General features: G+C 60.4%; 18 protein-coding genes and 1 pseudogene. 13 read left to right on the top strand and 6 right to left on the bottom strand.

All coding sequences use genetic code 11. The annotated features are described in order from the left end of the window. Window positions 1–4: 4 nt before the first annotated feature. Window positions 5–556: a biotin transporter BioY gene (locus tag H4P12_RS15860; RefSeq protein ID WP_187794653.1), complete on the bottom strand. Its 552-nt coding sequence runs from the start codon at window positions 554–556 to the stop codon at window positions 5–7. A 183-nt stretch (window positions 557–739) separates the two neighbouring features. Here H4P12_RS15860 and H4P12_RS15865 point away from each other — a divergent pair, with 183 nt between their 5' ends. Together H4P12_RS15865 and H4P12_RS15870 are read left to right on the top strand one after the other, a co-directional pair. Next, window positions 740–1,861 (top strand): Ppx/GppA phosphatase family protein, encoded by a 1,122-nt coding sequence (locus H4P12_RS15865; protein ID WP_187794654.1) that lies wholly within the window; start codon window positions 740–742, stop codon window positions 1,859–1,861. Continuing rightward, entirely contained in the window at window positions 1,861–2,616 is a 756-nt protein-coding gene (locus H4P12_RS15870; protein WP_187794655.1) for an RlmE family RNA methyltransferase, read from the top strand. The genes H4P12_RS15865 and H4P12_RS15870 overlap by 1 nt, the downstream gene beginning before the upstream one ends. Here the strand turns inward: H4P12_RS15870 and H4P12_RS15875 are convergent. Further along, on the bottom strand, window positions 2,604–3,275 hold the full coding sequence (locus H4P12_RS15875; RefSeq protein WP_187794656.1) for a helix-turn-helix domain-containing protein: 672 nt from the start codon (window positions 3,273–3,275) through the stop codon (window positions 2,604–2,606). The two genes, H4P12_RS15870 and H4P12_RS15875, sit on opposite strands and share 13 nt — an antisense overlap. 465 nt (window positions 3,276–3,740) lie before the next feature. Beyond that, window positions 3,741–4,637: a tRNA (adenosine(37)-N6)-dimethylallyltransferase MiaA gene (gene miaA, locus H4P12_RS15880; protein ID WP_343069846.1), complete on the bottom strand. Its 897-nt coding sequence runs from the start codon at window positions 4,635–4,637 to the stop codon at window positions 3,741–3,743. A gap of 93 nt (window positions 4,638–4,730) precedes the next feature. Between miaA and pyrH the strand changes: the two genes are divergently transcribed. The 8 genes from pyrH to H4P12_RS15920 all read left to right on the top strand — a co-directional run bounded on the left by pyrH (window position 4,731) and on the right by H4P12_RS15920 (window position 13,376). After that, the gene (gene pyrH, locus H4P12_RS15885; protein ID WP_187794658.1) at window positions 4,731–5,465 is read left to right on the top strand and encodes a UMP kinase; all 735 of its coding nucleotides are present in this window, start codon (window positions 4,731–4,733) and stop codon (window positions 5,463–5,465) included. A gap of 165 nt (window positions 5,466–5,630) precedes the next feature. Then, entirely contained in the window at window positions 5,631–6,194 is a 564-nt protein-coding gene (gene frr, locus H4P12_RS15890; RefSeq protein WP_187794659.1) for a ribosome recycling factor, read from the top strand. Window positions 6,195–6,201: 7 nt separating this feature from the next. Further along, window positions 6,202–6,936: a polyprenyl diphosphate synthase gene (gene uppS / locus H4P12_RS15895; RefSeq protein ID WP_187794660.1), complete on the top strand. Its 735-nt coding sequence runs from the start codon at window positions 6,202–6,204 to the stop codon at window positions 6,934–6,936. Further along, window positions 6,933–7,766, top strand: a complete 834-nt coding sequence (locus H4P12_RS15900; RefSeq protein ID WP_187794661.1) for a phosphatidate cytidylyltransferase — start codon at window positions 6,933–6,935, stop codon at window positions 7,764–7,766. Before uppS ends, H4P12_RS15900 begins: the two co-directional genes overlap by 4 nt. A gap of 3 nt (window positions 7,767–7,769) precedes the next feature. Further along, on the top strand, window positions 7,770–8,927 hold the full coding sequence (gene dxr, locus H4P12_RS15905) for a 1-deoxy-D-xylulose-5-phosphate reductoisomerase (protein ID WP_187794662.1): 1,158 nt from the start codon (window positions 7,770–7,772) through the stop codon (window positions 8,925–8,927). Next, complete coding sequence (rseP, locus tag H4P12_RS15910; protein ID WP_187794663.1) at window positions 8,924–10,255, top strand: RIP metalloprotease RseP; 1,332 nt, start codon at window positions 8,924–8,926, stop codon at window positions 10,253–10,255. The genes dxr and rseP overlap by 4 nt, the downstream gene beginning before the upstream one ends. 101 nt (window positions 10,256–10,356) lie before the next feature. Further along, window positions 10,357–12,657, top strand: coding sequence for an outer membrane protein assembly factor BamA (bamA, locus tag H4P12_RS15915; RefSeq protein ID WP_187794664.1), 2,301 nt, complete (start codon window positions 10,357–10,359; stop codon window positions 12,655–12,657). Then, complete coding sequence (locus H4P12_RS15920) at window positions 12,657–13,376, top strand: OmpH/Skp family outer membrane protein (RefSeq protein WP_187794665.1); 720 nt, start codon at window positions 12,657–12,659, stop codon at window positions 13,374–13,376. The genes bamA and H4P12_RS15920 overlap by 1 nt, the downstream gene beginning before the upstream one ends. Window positions 13,377–13,600: 224 nt before the next feature. Here the strand turns inward: H4P12_RS15920 and H4P12_RS15925 are convergent, their stop codons facing one another. Both H4P12_RS15925 and H4P12_RS15930 read right to left on the bottom strand, forming a co-directional pair. Next, window positions 13,601–13,891 carry a hypothetical protein gene (locus H4P12_RS15925; protein ID WP_187794666.1) on the bottom strand — a complete coding sequence of 97 codons (291 nt, stop codon included), beginning with the start codon at window positions 13,889–13,891 and terminating at the stop codon, window positions 13,601–13,603. A gap of 19 nt (window positions 13,892–13,910) precedes the next feature. After that, a pseudogene (locus H4P12_RS15930) lies at window positions 13,911–14,848 on the bottom strand (nucleoside hydrolase). Window positions 14,849–14,955: 107 nt separating this feature from the next. Here H4P12_RS15930 and H4P12_RS15935 point away from each other — a divergent pair. Further along, entirely contained in the window at window positions 14,956–16,770 is a 1,815-nt protein-coding gene (locus H4P12_RS15935) for an ABC-F family ATP-binding cassette domain-containing protein (protein WP_187794667.1), read from the top strand. Between the two features lie 22 nt (window positions 16,771–16,792). Then, window positions 16,793–17,854 (top strand): CaiB/BaiF CoA transferase family protein, encoded by a 1,062-nt coding sequence (locus H4P12_RS15940; RefSeq protein ID WP_187794668.1) that lies wholly within the window; start codon window positions 16,793–16,795, stop codon window positions 17,852–17,854. Between the two features lie 16 nt (window positions 17,855–17,870). On the opposite strand, the gene H4P12_RS15945 is transcribed toward H4P12_RS15940, so the two are convergent. Next, on the bottom strand, window positions 17,871–18,842 hold the full coding sequence (locus H4P12_RS15945; protein ID WP_187794669.1) for a zinc-binding metallopeptidase family protein: 972 nt from the start codon (window positions 18,840–18,842) through the stop codon (window positions 17,871–17,873). Between the two features lie 275 nt (window positions 18,843–19,117). Here H4P12_RS15945 and rplU point away from each other — a divergent pair, with 275 nt between their 5' ends. Continuing rightward, window positions 19,118–19,537, top strand: a complete 420-nt coding sequence (rplU, locus tag H4P12_RS15950) for a 50S ribosomal protein L21 (RefSeq protein WP_187794670.1) — start codon at window positions 19,118–19,120, stop codon at window positions 19,535–19,537.

Raw genomic sequence — 19,537 nt, forward strand, 5'->3', positions numbered from 1 at the left:
TTGATCAGTTGCGGGCGTCGCGAACGCGGTTGAAGCCTTCGACCAGCAGCACGCCAATGACGATCTTGCAGATATCGCCGGGCACGAAGGGCAGGAACCCTGCGGCCAGCAGTTTGTCCGCCGGAACAAAGGTTGCCAGCCATGCCAGACCCGCCGCATAGATCAGCGCGGTGCCAGCCAGCATGGCCAGCGTGCGACCAACCATTCCGCGACCCTGACCCAGGGTGCCGGTCACGATGGTTGCCAGAACGAAGCCCACCAGAAAGCCGCCGGTCGGGCCCATCATATAGGCAAGGCCGATCCCCTTCGCTGGCGTTCCTGCGAATACTGGCAAGCCCGCGGCGCCCGCGGCCATGTAGGTCATGATCGCGACCAGCGCCATGCGCGGCCCCATCACGATCGCCAGAACCATGACAGCCAGTGATTGCAACGTCATCGGGACAGGCCAGAAGGGCACCTGAGTTTTGGCGGCCAGTGTCAGCAGCGCGACTGCGCCCAGCGTCAGGCCGACGTTGCGCAGATTGACCCCTGTAGCAATGCGGTTGGCAAGTTGCATCGGATAACCCTCTTTCTTGTCTCGTTCTTGTCTCGCGAATCATTGGCCGGCGCGAAAGCCGCATCGGTTTTCTTTCCCCAGTCTTAGCGCGGGCAATTTCTCGTATCAATCGCACTGTGCGCCCCTTGATTGCGTGGGGGTGGCAAGCTACCTTTTGATTAACTTGTCATCGGAGGGCGTATCATGGCGCCCAAGCGTCCTGCGGGTGCGGACGCGTTCCCGAAAAAAACGGTTGAGCCGTCTTCCACCCGCACCGCCGAGGAGGGGCAGCTTTATGCTGCGCTAGACCTTGGTACAAATTCGTGCCGGATGCTGATTGCGCGACCGCGCGGCAGTCAGTTTCAGGTGATCGACAGCTTCTCCAAGCCTGTTCAGCTTGGTTTGGGGCTGGAAGCTTCGGGGCGCTTGTCTCGCGGTTCGATGGCGCGCACCGTTCACGCGCTTCAGGTCTGTCGGCGCAAGCTGGAACAGCATCACGTCGGAAACATGCGTCTGGTCGCGACCGAGGCGTGCCGCCGTGCACGCAACAGCCGCGATTTCCTGCGCACGATCCGCCGTGAAACCGGCCTGCCGGTCGAGGTGATCGGCGCCGAAGAGGAAGCCCGTCTTGCCGTTATTTCCTGTGCGCCGCTGGTCAGCCACAAGACCGAAACCCTGATGGTTGTCGATATCGGCGGCGGATCGACCGAACTTGTCTGGATCGACCTTGAAGATGTCGAACCGAAAGAGCGTCCGCGTGCGATCATGCGTTTGTCCGAAGGCTTTTCAAACCCGGTTCCTGGGGGCGCGCGGGTGGTGGACTGGATCAGCGTTCCTTTGGGCGTTGCCACGCTGCGCGATCAGTTTGCGGATGTCGAGGACGATCAGGGCCGCTTTGCCCTGATGAGCTGGTATTTCGAGGAAATGCTGTCGGGCTTTTCGCCCTATCAGCAAGGTTCGCCGGATGAAGGGTTCCAGATCATCGGCACATCGGGAACGGTCACGACCGTTGCGGCCAGTTTTCTTGGTCTGCGTCGCTATGACCGAACCAAGGTCGACGGGTTGGAGATGACCAGCGATCAGATCGACCGGGTGATTCACTCCTATCTGCAACTTGGCCCCGATGGACGGCGCAGCGATCCGCGCATCGGGCGCGAACGGCATGCGTTGATCATGTCGGGTGCGGCGATCCTGCAAACGCTGATGCGTGTCTGGCCGACAGACAAGCTGTCCGTCGCGGATCGCGGCCTGCGAGAGGGGTTGCTTTATTCCCAGATGGTGCGCGATGGAGTGCTGACGCCTGAAGGACTGAACGGAGTGGCATGATGACAAAGGGACCAACCAGCCGCGAAGGCAAGTCCAGCGGGCGCGGGCAGCGCGATCTGAAAGTGCGGGTCAAGACCGCCAGAGGCCGCAAGCTGTCCAGCAAGCTGTGGCTGGAGCGGCAGTTGAACGATCCCTATGTGGCCCGCGCAAAGCGTGACGGATATCGCGGGCGGGCGGCCTATAAGATCCTGGAACTGGATGACAAATACCGTTTTCTGGTTCCGGGCGCGCGGGTCGTCGATCTTGGCTGTGCGCCGGGCGGCTGGTGTCAGATTGCGGTCGCGCGGGTAAACGCATTGGGCGAGAAGTCGGGCAAGCGGGTCGGCAAGGTTCTGGGCATCGACCTGCAAGAGGTCGATCCGATTGCGGGTGCGGAAATCCATCAGCTGGATTTTCTGGCCGAGGGCGCGGATATGCAGGTCAAGGAATGGCTGGGCGGCCCGGCGGATGTGGTGATGTCTGACATGGCCGCCGCGTCATCGGGACACAAAGGCACCGACCACATTCGCATCGTTGCTTTGGTCGAGGCTGCCGCCGCGCTGGCCTTTGACGTGTTGGAGCCGGGCGGAACATTCGTCGCCAAGGTTCTGGCAGGGGGCGCAGAAACCGAAATGCAGGCAATGCTGAAACGCAATTTCGACAAGGTCGCCAATGTGAAGCCACCTGCAAGCCGCAGCGATTCCTCTGAGAAATTCGTGGTCGCAACGGGCTTTCGCGGTCGTCGTGAAGATGCCGACGAAGATCAGCGGGACTGAGCGCGAAAGATTTCGGGCACGCGTCCGGTCGCCGCGACAAAGGCACGCGTGAAATGCGCGTGACTGGTATAACCAAGTTCAGTTGCGATGCGTGCCGGCGGCTGTTCGGTGTTGCGCAACAGGTCAACTGCTCGTTCCAGACGTAACTGATAGACCAGCTGTATCGCGCGTTGTCCGCGTGCCGCGATGCAGGATCGGTCCAATATCGCTGTCGTCGTGCCTAGCTTCTGCGCCATATCAGCGACCAGATCACAACATCCCAGGGATTGCGACGCCAACGCGATGAAGCGTTCCACCAGGGGACGGTCTGGCTGTGGGGGGGATTGGGCCTGCGTTCTGCGTCGTTCTGGATCAAGCTGGCCCAACCGCAGCGCCAGCAGGTTCATCAGACAGGCAATCGTTGCAGACTCGGGCGAACGAGCTTCGACCGCAAGATCATTCAGCGTTGCCAGAAATCGGGGACCATGCTGGCCGATATGCGCGGACAGCCCGCGATCAGGCAAGGGCGGGCTGGCATGGGCAGCCAAGGCCACCGAAATCAGGGCGACATGCCCACAGGCATTCGGGCCGGGCAGGGCGGCAAAGGCCGTGCCCGCCGGGATCAGTCGCAGATCGCCCGCCCGCATGATCTGGTGGCGGCGAGGAAAGTCGACTTGCATCCGTCCTTGGGTCACCCAGATCAGCGTGTGATCGGGCCGTGTGCGGGGTTGTGGGGGAACGGCAACGCTGCCCCAGATAAACGCCTCTAGCGGTAAAAGGCGCAGGCCGGTCTGCCGCGCGACTGGACGCCCGGCCCGCGCGACGGGTCGTCGCGTCAGCTTTTCTGCCGGCCGGCTATTCGACGGCGCTGGCTGCAACAATGGGGACAACAGGTCGGCGGAATTCAGCGAATGGCCATCGGGTATCTGCGGAGCATTGACGTCCGCATTGCTGGTATCGGAAGGGTTTTCAATAGTCGATCGGAAATGGTTTATTGCCCGTAAACGGCTGGGCGAAAACGGAAAAACATGGCTCCAGTTTGGGCGTTCATGCAGCGACACGAATCATGCCTTCACGTGTAGAATATATAGGCGAATTATTGCCGATATACGTGAGGCATTCAATAGATGGTATGCTTACCTGTATTAATCAGATTGGGAATTGTTGCCCGAAATCACTGGTGATTGTTGCCAGTTCTTCATTCGGCCCCGAAACCAGATCCGCTGCGATTTGGCATATTGGCGGGTCGCGATGATGGCCAGTTCCGTTGCGGTTTCCAGATTCGTTTCGCCGCGAAGGTGGGCCGTCAATTCTGGTGCCCCGATGGCGCGGGCCCATTGCTGTGCCGGGTCCCAGTCGGGCAATACCGCGCGAATCTCATCCAGTGCGCCTTGTGCCATCATCATCTCGAAGCGTCTTGCGATCCGGGTCGCCAGCCAGTCACGGTCGGTCGTGATCAGGACGCGCTGGCTGTCCGCGGGTCCGATCAGTGGGGGGGGCGTATCTGCCTGCCATTCGGCCAAACCGCGGCCTGTGGCGCGCAATACCTCCCATGCGCGCTGGACGCGGGCGGGGTTCAGCAGGTCAATGCGATCCTTCGTCAGCCTATCCAGCGCGTTGACCATCTGTGTCAGACCATCGGGCTGGCGCAGTAGGGCGTTACCTTCGGCCCGTATCTCGGCCGGGACCGGAGGCACATAGGCCAGCCCTTGCGTCAGCGCGGTCAGATACAGCCCCGTCCCACCGACGATAATCAGGCGCTGCCCCATCAGCGCCTGCACCTCCTTCAGCCAATCGCCCACGGAATAGCTGCGATCTGGTGTGACATGACCATAAAGTGCATGCGGTGCCAGGGCTTCATCCTGTGCCGAAGGCCTGGCGGTCAGCACGCGCCAGCACGACCAGATCTGCAGCGCATCTGCGTTCACGATCAGCCCGCCCTGCGCTTGCGCCACGGCCAACGCCAGCGCCGATTTGCCACTGGCGGTCGGCCCGGCGATCAGCAGATGGCGGCTGGCGTCGATTTCATCCACTCGGATCACAGCGGTTGCCCTTGCTGACGGTTGAACACGCGGGTCTTTTGCGACATTTTGCGCTGCGATGAAAGCGACCCCCTTGGCAAAGAAGGACACCACATGACCGACGACAAGGGCACGGCGCCCACGCAATATGGCCGCGTAATGCTGAAAATATCGGGCGAGGCGTTGATGGGCAATCAGGGTTTCGGCCTTCATCCGCCCACCGTCGCGCGGATTGCGAACGAAGTTGATTCGGTCGCCAAGATGGGCGTCGAGGTCTGTATGGTCATCGGGGGCGGCAACATCTTCCGTGGTCTGCAGGGCAGCGCACAGGGGATGGAGCGGACGACAGCCGACTATATGGGGATGCTGGCGACGGTGATGAACGCGCTGGCGATGCAATCGGCGCTGGAAGCGTTGGGCCATCATTGCCGCGTCATCAGCGCCATTCGCATGGATGAAGTTTGTGAACCCTATATCCGCCGCCGCGCCATTCGCCACCTTGAGAAAAAGCGCATCGTGATTTTCGCAGCCGGGACGGGCAACCCGTATTTCACCACCGATACCGCGGCGACGCTGCGTGCGAATGAGATGAACTGCGAAGTGATTTTCAAAGGCACCAAGGTGGACGGCGTCTATGACAAGGATCCGAACAAGTTCCCCGATGCCAAACGTTACGGCGATGTCAGCTATGACGAGGTGCTGCAGAAGCATCTGGGCGTGATGGATGCGTCGGCGATCGCGTTGGCACGCGACAATAAACTGCCAATCATCGTCTTCTCGCTGGATGAACCGGGTGGGTTCAGAACGATTCTTGAAGGTCGCGGCACCTATACGCGCGTCCACAATTGACGCGGAAGTGATCTGGCAGGGTGGCCGGGCGATGTCGGCTGGCCATCCGAGGCGACAAACTAAGCGATTTGACGCTTAACGGATAGCATATGTTGCGGGCAAAGGCTTTGCCATGCATATGCAATCCGGTTACAAACAAGCAAAAGCATATCAGAGGCAGCCCGAATGGCAGAGGATATCGAAATCGACATCGACGATCTGGAGCGGCGGATGAAAGGCGCGATGGAAAGTCTGCGCCATGAATTCAGTTCACTTCGTACGGGCCGCGCCTCGGCGTCGATGGTCGATCCGGTTCAGGTCGACGCTTATGGCCAGATGACCCCGATCAACCAACTGGGCACCGTCAACGTGCCTGAACCGCGCATGGTGACGATCAACGTCTGGGACAAGGCCATGGTCGGCAAGGTTGAAAAGGCCATTCGCGAAAGCGGTCTGGGCATCAACCCACAGCTGAACGGCACCATCATCATGTTGCCGATCCCCGAGCTGAACGAAGAACGCCGCCGCGAACTGACCAAGGTTGCCGCACAATACGCCGAAAGCGCCCGTGTTGCGGTCCGCAACGTGCGCCGCGATGGCATGGATCAGATCAAGAAGGGCAAAAGTAACGGCATGCCCGAAGATGATCAAAAATTCTGGGAAACGGCAGTTCAGGAACTGACGGACAAGATGATCGGCAATGTCGATCAGGCGTTAGAGGCCAAACAGGCCGAAATTATGCAAGTCTGAGGGTGTGATGGCCGCTGAAACCGCACAGGCACTGGTGTCGGGTAGTCCCGAACAGCGGCCCCGCCATGTGGCGATCATCATGGACGGCAATGGTCGCTGGGCGACCGAACGCGGCTGGCCGCGTCTTGTCGGCCACCGACGTGGTGCCGAACGGGTCAAGCAGATCGTTCGCGCCTGTCCCGATATGGGGGTGAACTGGCTGACCGTCTATGCCTTTTCCACCGAAAACTGGAAGCGGTCGACCGAGGAAGTCCTTGGCCTGATGAAGATTTTCCGCCGTTATATCCAGTATGAAGCGCAAGGTATGGCGGCCGAAGGCGTGCGGATGCGCTTTATCGGTGGGCGCGAACGTCTGGATGCCAAGCTACAGGCTTTGATGAGTTCGATCGAGGCGCGGACGGCCGGTAATACCCGTCTTAATCTGACCGTCGCGATCAACTATGGCGGCCGCGACGAAATTACCCGCGCAACCGCGCGACTGGCGAAGAAAATCGCCAGCGGCGAAGTTACTGACCCGACCGAGGCGGATTTCGCCGCGTGTCTGGATACGGCGGGGCAACCCGACCCGGATCTTGTGATCCGCACATCGGGCGAAACGCGGACCTCAAATTTCCTGCCATGGCAGGCGGCTTATGCCGAATATGAATTCACCCCGACGCTGTGGCCCGATTTTACGCCGGATCGTCTTGCCGAAATTCTGGATCGCTTCGGCCTTCGGGATCGCCGTTTCGGGGGCGTATGACAACAGGCGGGGAGACAACTTCGGGAAAATGGGGGGATCTGTCGCGTCGCGTCGCGTCGACCGTGGTGCTGATTGCGATTGGTGTTCTGCTGGCGTTTGCCAGTGGCGTGTGGCTGCGTCTTGGGATGGCGCTTATATCCGCCATCACCTTCTGGGAGCTGGCTGCGATGACGGGCTGGCCAAACCCGACTTTTCACCCCGGACCTTTCGGACGCTGGCGTTCGCTGGCGCTTGCCCTGATCGCGGGGCTGTCGCAGGCGGCGGCCCTGTTATTTGATTTCCCCGGCTCGTGGTTGATCCTGCTTTTGCCGATCATCGCGGGTTTGCCCGGTGCTGCCCGCCGGGATCGCTGGACCTATGCCATCTTCGGCGCGGCGATCATGCTGGTTGCCTATGGTCTGGTTGGATTCCGCGAGACCTATGGCCTGCCATTCGTGTTGTGGTTGATGGGAATCGTCATCATTTCGGACACCCTGGGTTACTTCGCGGGCCGTATCATCGGTGGTCCCAAATTCTGGCCGGCGGTCAGCCCGAAAAAAACGTGGTCGGGCACCGTTGCTGGCTGGATTGGCGCGCTGATTTTTGGCTGGGTTCTGTATATGACCGGGCATGGCGACCCGGCGTTGATCTGGGTTTCGCCTTTTGTCTGCTTTGCTGGTCAGCTTGGTGATATCGCGGAAAGCTGGCTGAAACGTCGGGCGGGGGTCAAGGACAGTTCCAACCTGATCCCGGGCCATGGCGGCTTCATGGATCGTTTTGACGCAGTGACGGGCGCAGTGCTTGCCACCATGTTGATTGGACTTGTAGCCAAGCTACCCGTAGTGAGCTGATCCATGCGACGTATTTCCATCTTCGGTGCGACCGGTTCGGTCGGGGCCAACTGTGTTGATTTGATCCAGCGCGAAATGGGCAGCGGGGCCTTTCAGGTCGTTGCGCTGACGGGGGGGCGTAACATCGCCCGGCTGGCCCAAATGGCGCGCGATCTGCAGGCCCAGATTGCGGTGACCGCACATGACGACCTGCTGGGTCAGTTGCGCGACGCACTGGCCGGCAGCGGAGTTGAGGCCGCCGCCGGCCCTGCCGCGTTGATCGAGGCTGCGCAACGTCCCGCCGATTGGGTTTTATCCGCAATCGTCGGCGCGGCCGGGTTGGCGCCCGGCTTGGCCTCGCTTCGGCGCGGGAACATTCTGGCGCTGGCGAACAAAGAATCCCTGGTTTGTGCCGGCCCCTTGCTGCGCAACGCTGCAGCGGGACAGTCGGCAACGATCTTGCCTGTTGATTCCGAACATTCCGCAGTTTTTCAGGCGCTTGGCGGCGAAAATATAGACAGCGTCAAATCGGTGACAATCACGGCCTCGGGCGGCGCGTTTCGGGACTGGCCGCTGGAACGTCTGGCCGCAGCGACCGTGGCCGAGGCATCGACCCATCCGAACTGGGCCATGGGACAGCGCATTACAATCGACAGCGCCTCGATGTTCAACAAGGCGCTGGAGGTCATCGAAGCGAAAGAGCTTTTCGGCCTACGCCCTGATCAGATCAAGGTGATCGTTCATCCCGAATCGATCATTCACGCGATGGTCAGTCATATCGACGGCGGCACGATTGCGCATATGGGCGCACCCGACATGCGCCATGCCATCGGATATGCGCTGAACTGGCCAAATCGCGGCGTGCTGCCGGTCGCGGATTTGGATCTTGCGGCCCTGGGTCGTCTGACCTTCCGCGAACCCGATGAAACCCGCTGGCCCGCCCTGCGCCTTGCGCGAGAGGTGATGCAGGCCGGTGGCATGGCGGGCGCGGTGTTCAACGCGGCCAAGGAACAGGCGCTGGATGATTTCATTGCCGGACGCATGGCGTTTACCGATATGGCGCCACGTGTCGAAAGCACATTGTCAGCACTGTCCGCGCAATCCGGCTTTTCGGCTGATCCCCATGATCTGGATACCGTCCTGCAATGGGACCGTGCCGCACGGCAGGAGGCCGCAATATGACCCAACTGATCCCGCAATTTGGCGGCACGCTGTGGACGCTGGCGGCCTTTATCGTGGCTTTGGCGGTGATCGTCACGGTTCACGAATACGGGCACTATATCATTGGACGCCTGTCGGGCATCCGGGCCGAGGTGTTTTCGATCGGCTTCGGGCCGCGCCTGTTCGCGCGGCGGGACAAGCGCGGAACGTTATGGCAGGTCGCCGCGATCCCGTTGGGCGGTTATGTCAAGTTTTTGGGCGACAGCAACGCCGCCAGTGCAGGCACCGGCCGTGCGGTCGATCCGTCCCTGCGTCGGCAAACGCTGACCGGCGCACCGCTTTGGGCACGTTTCGCGACCTTGCTGGCAGGGCCGGTATTCAATTTCATCCTGTCGATCCTTGTGTTCGGCGGCTTTGCATTGGTCCAAGGGCTGCCTGCATCGGATGTTGTGATCGGGCAAATCGACGAAGCGCCGCCGGGCATCATCAATGACTTGCAAACAGGCGACCAGATCACGGCAGTCGGCCCCTATGCCGTGGAAAGCTGGCGCGATCTGGGCTCTGCCGCGCAACAGCTGCCGGTCGCGTCGCAGCAGAACTGGACCGTGATTCGTGATGGCGCAGAAATCACCGTGGCCGGGCCCGACCCCATGCCCGCCCGCATCAGCGGGATCGCGCCGCGCAGCGCGGCGGCCGATGCGGGGCTGCGGGCGGGGGATGTGGTTCTGGCCATCGACGGCCAGCCCGTCACCCGCTTTACCCAGATGCGCGACGCGGTCGAAACGGCTGAAGGCAAGCCCCTGTCGCTGACCGTCTGGCGTCCCGGCCAGGGGACGGCCGATTACACGCTTGTTGCCAAGATGCAGGATCTGCCCGCCGATAACGGCGGGTATGAGCGCCGCTGGCTGATCGGCGTGACGGGGGGCGACAGCTTCTTCGCGCCGCAGATGCGCACGGCGGGACCGATCGAGGCGCTTTGGCTGGGTGTGGGTCAGACCTGGAGCATTATCGTATCGTCCCTCTCAGGGATGTGGGCGATGATCTCGGGACAGATCGGCACCTGCAATCTGGGCGGCGCGATTTCCATTGCCGAAAGCACGGGACAGGCTGCGTCTGCGGGCGGGGCGAATTTCCTGTGGTGGATCGCCGTTTTGTCAGCCGCGATCGGCTTTCTGAACCTGCTGCCGATCCCGGTTTTGGATGGCGGGCATTTGATGTTCTATACTTGGGAAGCCGTAACCGGCCGTCCGCCGTCGGATCGCATTCTGAATCTGTTGACCGCGATTGGTATGGCCGCCGTGCTGTCGTTGATGATTTTCGGCCTCACGAACGATATTTTCTGCCCATAAGCCGCGATGCGCTTTTGACAGGGCAGACTGTTTGATGCACAAGCTGATTGCAAAAGAAGGTGCCGACAGCGCACCAATGCAGGCTTGAAAGAGGGGCGGCAATGACACGGAAACTGGGCAAAGGCGCAGTCGCGCTGGTCACGGCATTGACGATCGCGGCACCGGCAGCGCTGATTCCGTCAGTCGCTTCGGCTTATGTCTTCAACGATGTTCGGATCGAGGGGGCGCAGCGCATCGAACCTGCGACGATCCTGTCCTATGCAAATATCGCGCGCGGTCAGGACGTATCTGCGGGCGAACTGAACAGCGCATTGCAGCGGTTGCAGAACGCGGGCCTGTTCGAAACGGTCGAGGTTGAGCCGCGCGGCGGCGTGCTGGTCATTCGGGTCCGCGAATACCCGACGATCAACCAGATCAGCTTCGAGGGCAACCGCCGCATCAAGGATGATCAGCTGTCGCAGGTCGTGCAAAGCCAATCGCGCCGTGTTTACCAGCCCTCGCAGGCGTTGGCCGATGCGCAGAATATCTCGCAGGCTTATGCGACCGAAGGGCGTCTGGCTGCACGTGTCGATCCGAAAATTATCCGGCGCAGCGATAACCGCGTCGACGTTGTCTTCGAAATCCGCGAAGGCGACGTGACCGAGATCGAGCGGATCGGCTTTACCGGCAACCGTGCCTATAGTGACCGCCGTTTGCGCAACGTGCTGGAAACCAAACAGGCCGGCATTCTGCGCCGGATCATCCGTGCGGACACTTTTGCGCCGGAACGGATCCCGGTCGACCAGCAATTGCTGACCGATTTCTACCGCTCACGCGGATATGCCGATTTTCAGGTTCAGGCGGTTTCGCCGGAACTGACGCGTGAACGTGATGCGTTCTATGTGACCTTCAACATTCAGGAAGGTCCGCGCTACCGCTTTCGTCAGGTGAACACGATTTCGGAAATTCCGGGCGTTGATGCCGCACCTTTCGCGGCACAAAACCGTGTCGGTCAGGGCGATATCTACAACCCCGCTGCCATCGATAACACCATTCGCCGCATGGAAACCGTGGCCATTCAGCAGGGCCTGAACTTCGTCAATATCGAGCCGCGCGTGACCCGCAATCCGCAAAGCCAGACGCTGGATCTGACATTCGCGTTGACCCGTGGACCGCGCGTCTTTGTCGAGCGGATCGACATCGAAGGCAACACGACGACGCAGGATCAGGTGATCCGCCGTCAGTTCAATACGGTCGAAGGCGATCCCTTCAACCCGCGTGAAATCCGCAACGCGGCTGAACGTATCCGTGCCCTTGGTTATTTCTCGGATGCACAGGTCAACAGCCGTCAGGGCAGCAATCCCGAACAGGTCGTCGTGGACGTGAACGTGGAGGAACAGCCGACCGGCTCGCTTTCCTTCGGGGCATCCTATGGCGTGGCGTCCGGTGTTGGTCTGAATGCTTCGTTGAATGAAACGAACTTCCTTGGCCGTGGTCAGACTGTCGGGCTTAGCATCGCGACCGCCGATGGCGATCAGCAATCGTCAATCCGCTTTATCGAGCCTTATTTCCTTGGCCGCGATCTGCGCTTTGGCTTCAATGCGTTCTATAATGTCACCGAAAGTCTGAACTCGGACTATAACACCCGGTCTGTCGGCCTGAGGTCGTCGATTGAATTCCCGGTTTCCGAAAACGGTCGCTTCGAACTGCGCTATTCCATCAAGAAAGAAACGCTGAGTGATGTGCCCGAGGAAAGCTCGGTCATCTTGCAGGACGAGGAAGGCAGTCGGACAACCTCGGCCCTTGGCTATACCTACAGCTGGGATACGCGCCGCCTGGGTCTTGACCCCGTGACGACCTACAAGCTGACCTTCTCGCAGGATTTTGCAGGTCTTGGCGGCGACGTGGATACGGTGACAACCACAGCCCTGGCGGGTATCGAAAGCAACGCATGGCGTGAAGAAGTCACCTTGCGCGCGGAATTGGAAGCGGGTGCGATCCACGGCTATAATGATTATTCGCCGTGGATTCTGGATCGCTTCCGGGCTGGCAACAAGATCCGCGGGTTCGAGCCGAATGGCATCGGGCCGCGTGACCTTGGCGCGGAAAATGAGGACGGTCTGGGCGGTAACTATTACTGGGCAGCCCGCGCAGAGGCGCAATTCCCCGTTGGTCTGCCCGAAGAATATGGCATTACCGGCGGTCTGTTTGCGGATGTCGGCTCGATCTGGGGGCTGGACAAGACAGTCGGCACTGATGGCACAATCGTCGATGACGACATGCATGTTCGCGCCGCCGTCGGGGCGTCGATCTTTTGGACCACGCCGATTGGTCCGCTGCGCTTCAACTTCTCGCATGCTGTGAAGAAGGAAGATTACGATGAAGAGCAGAACTTCGATCTGACAATCTCGACCCGGTTCTGATGTCTTTGCTGAACAAAGCCTTGGCTTTCGCGGCGCTGCTTGCCTTTGCAAGTGGCGCCGTGCCCGTTCTGGCACAGGATGGAGTAACTCCCGCCACACCAATGCCGGAACAGGCTGATCCTCGGGCCGCGCCGGAAATTCCGTCGCGAACCATCGAAGCGCCGAACGGTGCCGCCCAGGCCCTGCAATCACCCATCCTGACCGTGGATCAAGACGTTTTGTTTGCCACATCCGCCTGGGGTAAACGAACGCAAGCAGTGCTTGAGGAAGAAGGCGGCAAGATTGCGGCTGACAATGAGCGGCTGGCAGATCAGCTTTCCGCAGAAGAAGCCGAATTGACCGCAATGCGCGATACCCTGGACCCGGCAGAGTTTCGCAAGCGTGCCGAAGCCTTTGACGCCCGCGCGACCGAGGTTCGTCGCGAACGTGCGCAAGCCGTTCAAGAGTTGAACAGCTGGGCCGAAACGGACCGCGCCGCATTTTATCGTGCCGCCCTGCCGCTGATGGGGGCTGTGGTCCAAGAGCGGGGCGCCGTGGCCGTGCTGGACCGCCGCACGGTCTTCGTATCGCTTGATGCAATCGATGTGACTGCGGATCTGGTCGCACAAGCGGATCAGCAGCTTGGCGACGGCGCAGGTGCTGTGCCGTTTGAACCATCGCCGACCCCCGCCAGCGATCAACCGATGCCGACCGAGCCTACGCCGGATCAGCCTGAATAGGCGTCACGCCTCAATCGCCCATGCACTGCGTCATTAAACGGGATTCCAGTCCATAGGTTGTGGCTGCATTTTCCGTTTCCACCAGATCTGCCAGGCCTTGTCCGCGACCGGCGTCGCGATCCAGCGAGAAACAGGACGTTTCAAATTCGACAACGTCGATGGATGTCTTGCGGATGGTCAGGAAACCTCCGTCGCATTCAACGGCTCAGCCCAGTTTGCTATGGTCATCGCCGCAGAATAAGGATTGGTGCAACGCCGGGCCCACCCAAGCCACTCTGCCGCGCCTGACCCTGATCGGCCATCAGCGCCCAGACCGAGATATCATCACCATCGCTATCAATCGCGCCTTTGGCTGGAACGACGCCTTTCAGCGCCTTGATATGCTGGACTGGCTGACTGGCCAAATGGACGTCCGAATATTCGCGGATATAGCATCCTTCGGTCAGTTGGGCGAACACAGGCTGCGCAAATGTTGCCAATGCAGCAGCAAGTGTCGTGCAAAAGATTTTGCGCAAAGCCTTTGGGGTTTTCGACCTAGGGCAATGTCGCGATGCGTTCGCTGAGCAGGTCGAAGAAGCCATCGCGGTTCACATGCGGATGAACAAGGCATTGGCTGGGCGATCCGTCACGCCCCACCAATCCGCAACCGTCATACCTGCGGTAAATTCGCCCTTCGTTTCGATTTCGACGTTGATGTCCTTCCCCTCGAACAATTCGGGCCGAATCAACCACGCGATGGCACATGGGTCATGCAGCGGAGCACCCGCGCTGCCATATTTTGCCTTGTCAAAACGCTCGAAAAAATCGGTCCAGCTTGCGACGGCAGGGCCGCAACGATTGGGCAGGGCACGCATCGCATCGACCCATTCACGCGAGGTCAGTGCCTGATGCGTCGCATCCAGCGGCAGGACAGTGATCGGCACGCCCGACGCAAAGACCTGCTTTGCGGCTTCGGGATCAACATAGATATTGAATTCGGCAGCCGGGGTGACATTGCCAACCTCGAAATACGCTCCGCCCATCAACACGATACGGGCGACACGTTCGACAATATCCGGCGCACGTTCAAACGCTGCGGCGATATTGGTCAGCGGTCCGATGGGGATCAGCGTCACCGTTCCGGCAGGTTCCTTGCGCAAACAGTCGATGATGAATTGCACGGCATGTTCTGTTTGCAGCGGAATGGTGGGTGCGGGCAGTTCGATACCGTCCAGCCCGGTCTTGCCGTGGACATATTCCGCCGTCACCAGATTGCGGACCAATGGCCGGTCGCAGCCGGCAAAAACCGGAATATCCGTGTGGCCTGCCAGTTCGACGATCTTGCGGGCGTTCACCTCGGTCAGGGACAGCGGCACATTGCCGGCCACGGCGGTGATGCCCATCACCTCCAATTCGGGGCTGGCAAGGGCCAGCAGGATCGCCACGGCATCATCCTGACCGGGGTCGGTGTCGATTATGATTTTCTGCGCCATAGTGCGTCCTTGATGTCTGTTGGTCATTTTTGCGGCGGCCCGCATCCACGCGCAAGGGGCATCTATGCCGGATTGACCGCCGATCATTGCCGGGATAGGGCGCTGGCATGGCACGCGCACCCTTACTTCAATTGACCGATATCTCCCTGACTTTCGGGGGCAACCCGGTATTCGAGGATCTTTCGCTGATCGTCCAGCAGGGCGACCGGGTGGCTTTGGTCGGGCGAAACGGTTCGGGCAAATCGACGCTGATGAAAGTCATGGCCGGCATCGTCGAACCGGATCGGGGGGATGTGATCCTGACCACTGGCGCCCATGTCGGTTATATGGAGCAAGAGCCCGATCTGTCGGGCTTTGAAACGCTGGGCGATTTTGCCGCTGACGGCCTGCCTGAAGCGGAAACCTACCGGGTCGAGATGGCGGCCGAGGGGTTGAAATTCGATCCGGCCCGTCCGGTCGCGACCGCATCGGGTGGTGAACGCCGCCGCGCCGCGCTGGCCCGTCTGCTGGCGCAGGCGCCGGAGCTGATGCTGCTGGACGAGCCGACGAACCATCTGGATATCGAGGCGATCGGCTGGCTGGAAGAATATCTGTCCCAAACCCGGGCGGCCTATGTCATTATCAGTCACGACCGCGCCTTTCTGCGTCGTCTGACCCGCGCGACCCTGTGGATCGACCGGGGCGAGGTTCGCCGTCAGGAACGTGGCTTCGAACATTTCGAGGATTGGCGCGAAGCCACCTGGTCCGCCGAGGACGATGCCCGTCATAAACTGGACCGCAAAATCAAGGCCGAGGCGCGTTGGGCTGTTGAAGGCATCAGCGCCCGCCGCAAGCGTAATCAGGGGCGAGTCCGCGCGCTGGCCGATCTGAGGGCGGAACGCTCGGCCCAGATCCGGCGACAGGGTGCGGCGGCGATGGCGCTGGATGCCGGACCGCAATCGGGCAAGCGCGTGATCGAGGCCAAGGGGATCAGCAAGACCTTTGGCGACCGTGTGATCCTGAAGCCCTTTGATCTGCGTGTGCAACGCGGTGATCGCGTGGCTTTCGTCGGTCCGAATGGCGCGGGCAAAACCACGCTGATCAAAATGCTGATCGGTGAGTTGCCCCCGGATGAGGGCAGCGTGACCCTGGGCACCAATCTGGAAATGGCGATTTTCGATCAAACGCGATCCGCGTTGAATCCCGATCAATCCCTGTGGGAATCGCTGACGGGCGACCCGGAGATGCGCGTTTCGGGACGTGCGGATCAGGTGATGGTCCGCGGTCAGCCACGGCATGTGGTGGGTTATCTGAAAGATTTCCTGTTCGACGACGCGCAGGTTCGTGCCCCCGTGCGCAGCCTGTCGGGCGGCGAAAAGGCCCGGCTGCTGTTGGCACGGTTGATGGCCAGGCAGTCGAACCTGCTGGTGCTGGACGAACCGACCAACGATCTGGACGTGGAAACGCTGGACCTGTTGCAGGATTTGCTGGGCGAATATGACGGCACGGTTCTGCTGGTCAGCCATGACCGCGACTTTATCGACCGCGTGGCCGATACGACGGTGGCCATGGAAGGTGATGGTCGCGCCGTGATTTATGCTGGTGGCTGGAGCGATTATCGCGCCCAGCGTGGCGAGGATGAGCCCGCCGTTATTGTCCAACCGGCTGTGGCCCCCAAAAAAGGAGCCGCGCAGGAGAAGCCGAAGGCGGCAAAATCCTCGCTGAGCTTTACCGAAAAGCATCGACTTGAGGAACTGCCCACGGTGATTTCCCGGTTAGTGGCCGAAATCGCCAAGCTGTCGCAATTTCTGTCCGACCCGGACCTGTATCGCACCGCGCCGCAAAAATTTGAAAAGGCGACACTCGCTTTGGCCGAACGCCAATCCGCGCTGGATTCTGCTGAAGAGGAATGGTTGACCCTTGAAGAAAGGGCGGCGGGCTGATCCTGTCCGCATAGGAGGCGTCATGGTCGCTGCACTTCAAGGTATACGAATTGTCGAATTTGCCGGCATCGGGCCGACGCCCTTCGCCGCGATGTGGTTTGCTGAACATGGCGCACAGGTCATCCGCATCGTGCGCCCGGATGAGCAACCGGTTCTGGGGCCGCATCGCGATCTGTTGAACCGTGGCCGCGACTGGATCGAGCTTGACCTGAAACGGTCCGAGGACAAGGCCGCGGCGCGGGAACTGGTCCTGCACGCTGACGCGCTGATCGAAGGGATGCGCCCCGGCGTCATGGAACGTCTGGGCCTTGGGCCGTCGGATTTTTCAGCCAATCCCAAACTGGTCTACGGTCGGATGACCGGCTGGGGGCAATCCGGCCCCTTGGCGGAAACTGCGGGCCATGACATCACCTATCTGGCGATCACCGGCGCACTTCATGCCATTGGTCCTGCGACGCATCCGATCCCGCCATTGAACCTGCTGGGCGATTTCGCGGGCGGGTCGATGTATCTGGTGTCGGGGATGCTGGCGGCCATGTTGCGGGCCAGTCGCACGGGTCGGGGGCAGGTCGTCGATGCGGCGATCACGGACGGCGTGGCGCATTTGATGACGATGATTTCGGGACTGCGGCTGTCAAACCTGTGGACCGACCGGCGGCAGGTGAATCTGCTGGATGGCGGTGCGCCCTATTATACCGTCTATCGCTGCGCAGATGGCGGTTTTTTGGCCGTGGGCGCGATCGAGCCGAAATTCTGGACACGGCTTTTATCCCTGCTGGGCATTGCGCCCGACAGCTTGCCCGACCGCGCCGATCCCGACAATTGGCCCGCGATCCAAGAGCGTCTGGCGCAGGTCATTTCGCAGCGGTCACGCGATGAATGGGCCGAGATCATGGAGAGCGAGGATGCCTGTGCAGCGCCCGTCTTGTCGATAGACGAGGCTCCGCGCCATCCTCACAACATCGCCCGCCGCACTTTTTCGGGGTATGAGCCAATGCCCGCGCCGCGATTGTCCGCGACACCGGCCCGGGTCAGGGATGGCGAGGAGATCAGCGCCGAGGTTGCTCTGCAACGCTGGTTATAGCCCCTGTCCTGCGCGCCTAAGCCCCGCGTTCGGCATGGTGCATGACCCAATCATGCACGAATGACAATTTTTCGCGGATGCGTGGCGTCAGGACAAATGGATACAAGTCAGAGTTATCCAGCGCCCGGTTGATGTCATTCATGGCGATGGCAACATCAGTCGTGATCGTCAGCAGATGCTGCGCGTTGCCGTCCTGATAGGGGGTATAGTTTTCCGGCACGCCTGCCATCGACAGGCCCGCACTGACAAAGCTGTCGGTGAAATCGACCATGTGCAGCAGATGCGCTGTCGTTTCTGCCCAATCCTCATGCGGGTGGGCGGTCGCGTAATTGGTGATGAATTCGCCGTTTGTCAGCTTTGGATTGGCGTAATGTTCCTGCAACGCCGCGCCATAATCGGTGCGCTCATCCCCGAAGACGGTGCGAAAGGCCTCCAGAAACCCGGAAGCAACTGAAAGACGGTTGAACAGGAAATGCGCAATCTCATGCCGGAAATGGCCGACCATTGACCGATACTGTTCGCGCAACTGGTGCTGGCGCTGCAGGCGGATCAACTCGTCGGCTTCGGTCACGTTGATCGTGATGATGCCGCCTCCGTAGCCCATCATGATCCGTTCTTCACTGCCCGCAATGTATTCAGACAGCATCTGGAAGCTTGGGGATGGTCCTTGATCCGCGTCAGTGAACCATCCCCAGTTCGAGATATTGGCAAGCACCCACCGTTTCGCACGCTCGGCCCGCGCCAATAGTTCCTGATTGTTGCCGACGCTGAAATCCGGAATAATACCGGTCATCAGACACGCGCGGCACAAGGTTTCACCGGGCGCCACCGCCCAATTGCAACCGATGATGTCGCGATTGGCGCAGGGCATGGCTTCGTTCCACATGGCGCGCGCTTCGGGTTCATAGTAAAGCTGGGCACCGCAGCCACAGGCAAGATTGTCGAAATAAACGCGATCACCGCTGGCGGGACAGGTGAAACTTTGCATCGCTGGCTCCTTGGACTTATGACGTTCCAATGCAGCGCGTTCGTTCAAGGTTCCTGTTAAATATAGCAAGTCAGTTTGCGGTAATCTGCCCGTTACGCTTGACTTGCTGGCCCGAATCCGCCATATCCCCTTCAACCGGCCGGGCGAATGCTCTTGGCCGGATCGTTATTTTTGAATGACACCCTGTCCGTCAGGGTGCGCAGTTCGAAGGCGGCTTTGCCAGAACACCGGAACATCCGGGGCCGAAGAACGCGGTAGACAAAGGAAATGAAGCGATGTTCGCGGTTCTGAAAACAGGCGGCAAGCAATACAAAGTGCAGGCAGGCGATGTGCTGCGCGTTGAAAAGCTGAATGCTGCTGCTGGCGATAAAGTCCAGTTCAACGATATTCTGATGGTCGGCTCGACCTTGGGCGCTCCGCTGGTTGACGGCGCATGCGTTCAGGCCGAAGTGATCGACCAGATCAAGGCTGACAAGGTCATCACCTATGTCAAGCGCCGCCGCAAGCACAGCTCGCAGCGCACGCGCGGCCACCGTCAGCAACTGACCCTGCTGCGCGTCACCGACGTGCTGGAAAAAGGCGCGGACAAATCCGGTGTGAAGGCTGCCGTCGGCGCCCGCACCAAAGTCGAGGCGGAAGAAGCAAAGCCCGCCAAAGCGAAAAAACCGGCTAAAAAAGAAGCCGCAGAAGCTTAA

Origin of the sequence: Paracoccus amoyensis (genome assembly GCF_014490725.1) — a bacterium.
In the GTDB taxonomy this organism is placed as follows: Bacteria; Pseudomonadota; Alphaproteobacteria; order Rhodobacterales; family Rhodobacteraceae; genus Paracoccus; species Paracoccus amoyensis.

Coding starts and splice junctions, on each gene's coding strand:
- pyrH (WP_187794658.1), top strand. CDS start 4,731: ATGACCGACGACAAGGGCACGGCGCCCACGCAATATGGCCGCGTAATG.
- H4P12_RS15875 (WP_187794656.1), bottom strand. CDS start 3,275: ATGCAAGTCGACTTTCCTCGCCGCCACCAGATCATGCGGGCGGGCGAT.
- H4P12_RS15860 (WP_187794653.1), bottom strand. CDS start 556: ATGCAACTTGCCAACCGCATTGCTACAGGGGTCAATCTGCGCAACGTC.
- H4P12_RS15870 (WP_187794655.1), top strand. CDS start 1,861: ATGACAAAGGGACCAACCAGCCGCGAAGGCAAGTCCAGCGGGCGCGGG.
- uppS (WP_187794660.1), top strand. CDS start 6,202: ATGGCCGCTGAAACCGCACAGGCACTGGTGTCGGGTAGTCCCGAACAG.
- H4P12_RS15935 (WP_187794667.1), top strand. CDS start 14,956: ATGGCACGCGCACCCTTACTTCAATTGACCGATATCTCCCTGACTTTC.
- H4P12_RS15945 (WP_187794669.1), bottom strand. CDS start 18,842: ATGCAAAGTTTCACCTGTCCCGCCAGCGGTGATCGCGTTTATTTCGAC.
- rseP (WP_187794663.1), top strand. CDS start 8,924: ATGACCCAACTGATCCCGCAATTTGGCGGCACGCTGTGGACGCTGGCG.
- rplU (WP_187794670.1), top strand. CDS start 19,118: ATGTTCGCGGTTCTGAAAACAGGCGGCAAGCAATACAAAGTGCAGGCA.
- bamA (WP_187794664.1), top strand. CDS start 10,357: ATGACACGGAAACTGGGCAAAGGCGCAGTCGCGCTGGTCACGGCATTG.
- H4P12_RS15920 (WP_187794665.1), top strand. CDS start 12,657: ATGTCTTTGCTGAACAAAGCCTTGGCTTTCGCGGCGCTGCTTGCCTTT.
- dxr (WP_187794662.1), top strand. CDS start 7,770: ATGCGACGTATTTCCATCTTCGGTGCGACCGGTTCGGTCGGGGCCAAC.
- H4P12_RS15940 (WP_187794668.1), top strand. CDS start 16,793: ATGGTCGCTGCACTTCAAGGTATACGAATTGTCGAATTTGCCGGCATC.
- frr (WP_187794659.1), top strand. CDS start 5,631: ATGGCAGAGGATATCGAAATCGACATCGACGATCTGGAGCGGCGGATG.
- H4P12_RS15865 (WP_187794654.1), top strand. CDS start 740: ATGGCGCCCAAGCGTCCTGCGGGTGCGGACGCGTTCCCGAAAAAAACG.
- H4P12_RS15900 (WP_187794661.1), top strand. CDS start 6,933: ATGACAACAGGCGGGGAGACAACTTCGGGAAAATGGGGGGATCTGTCG.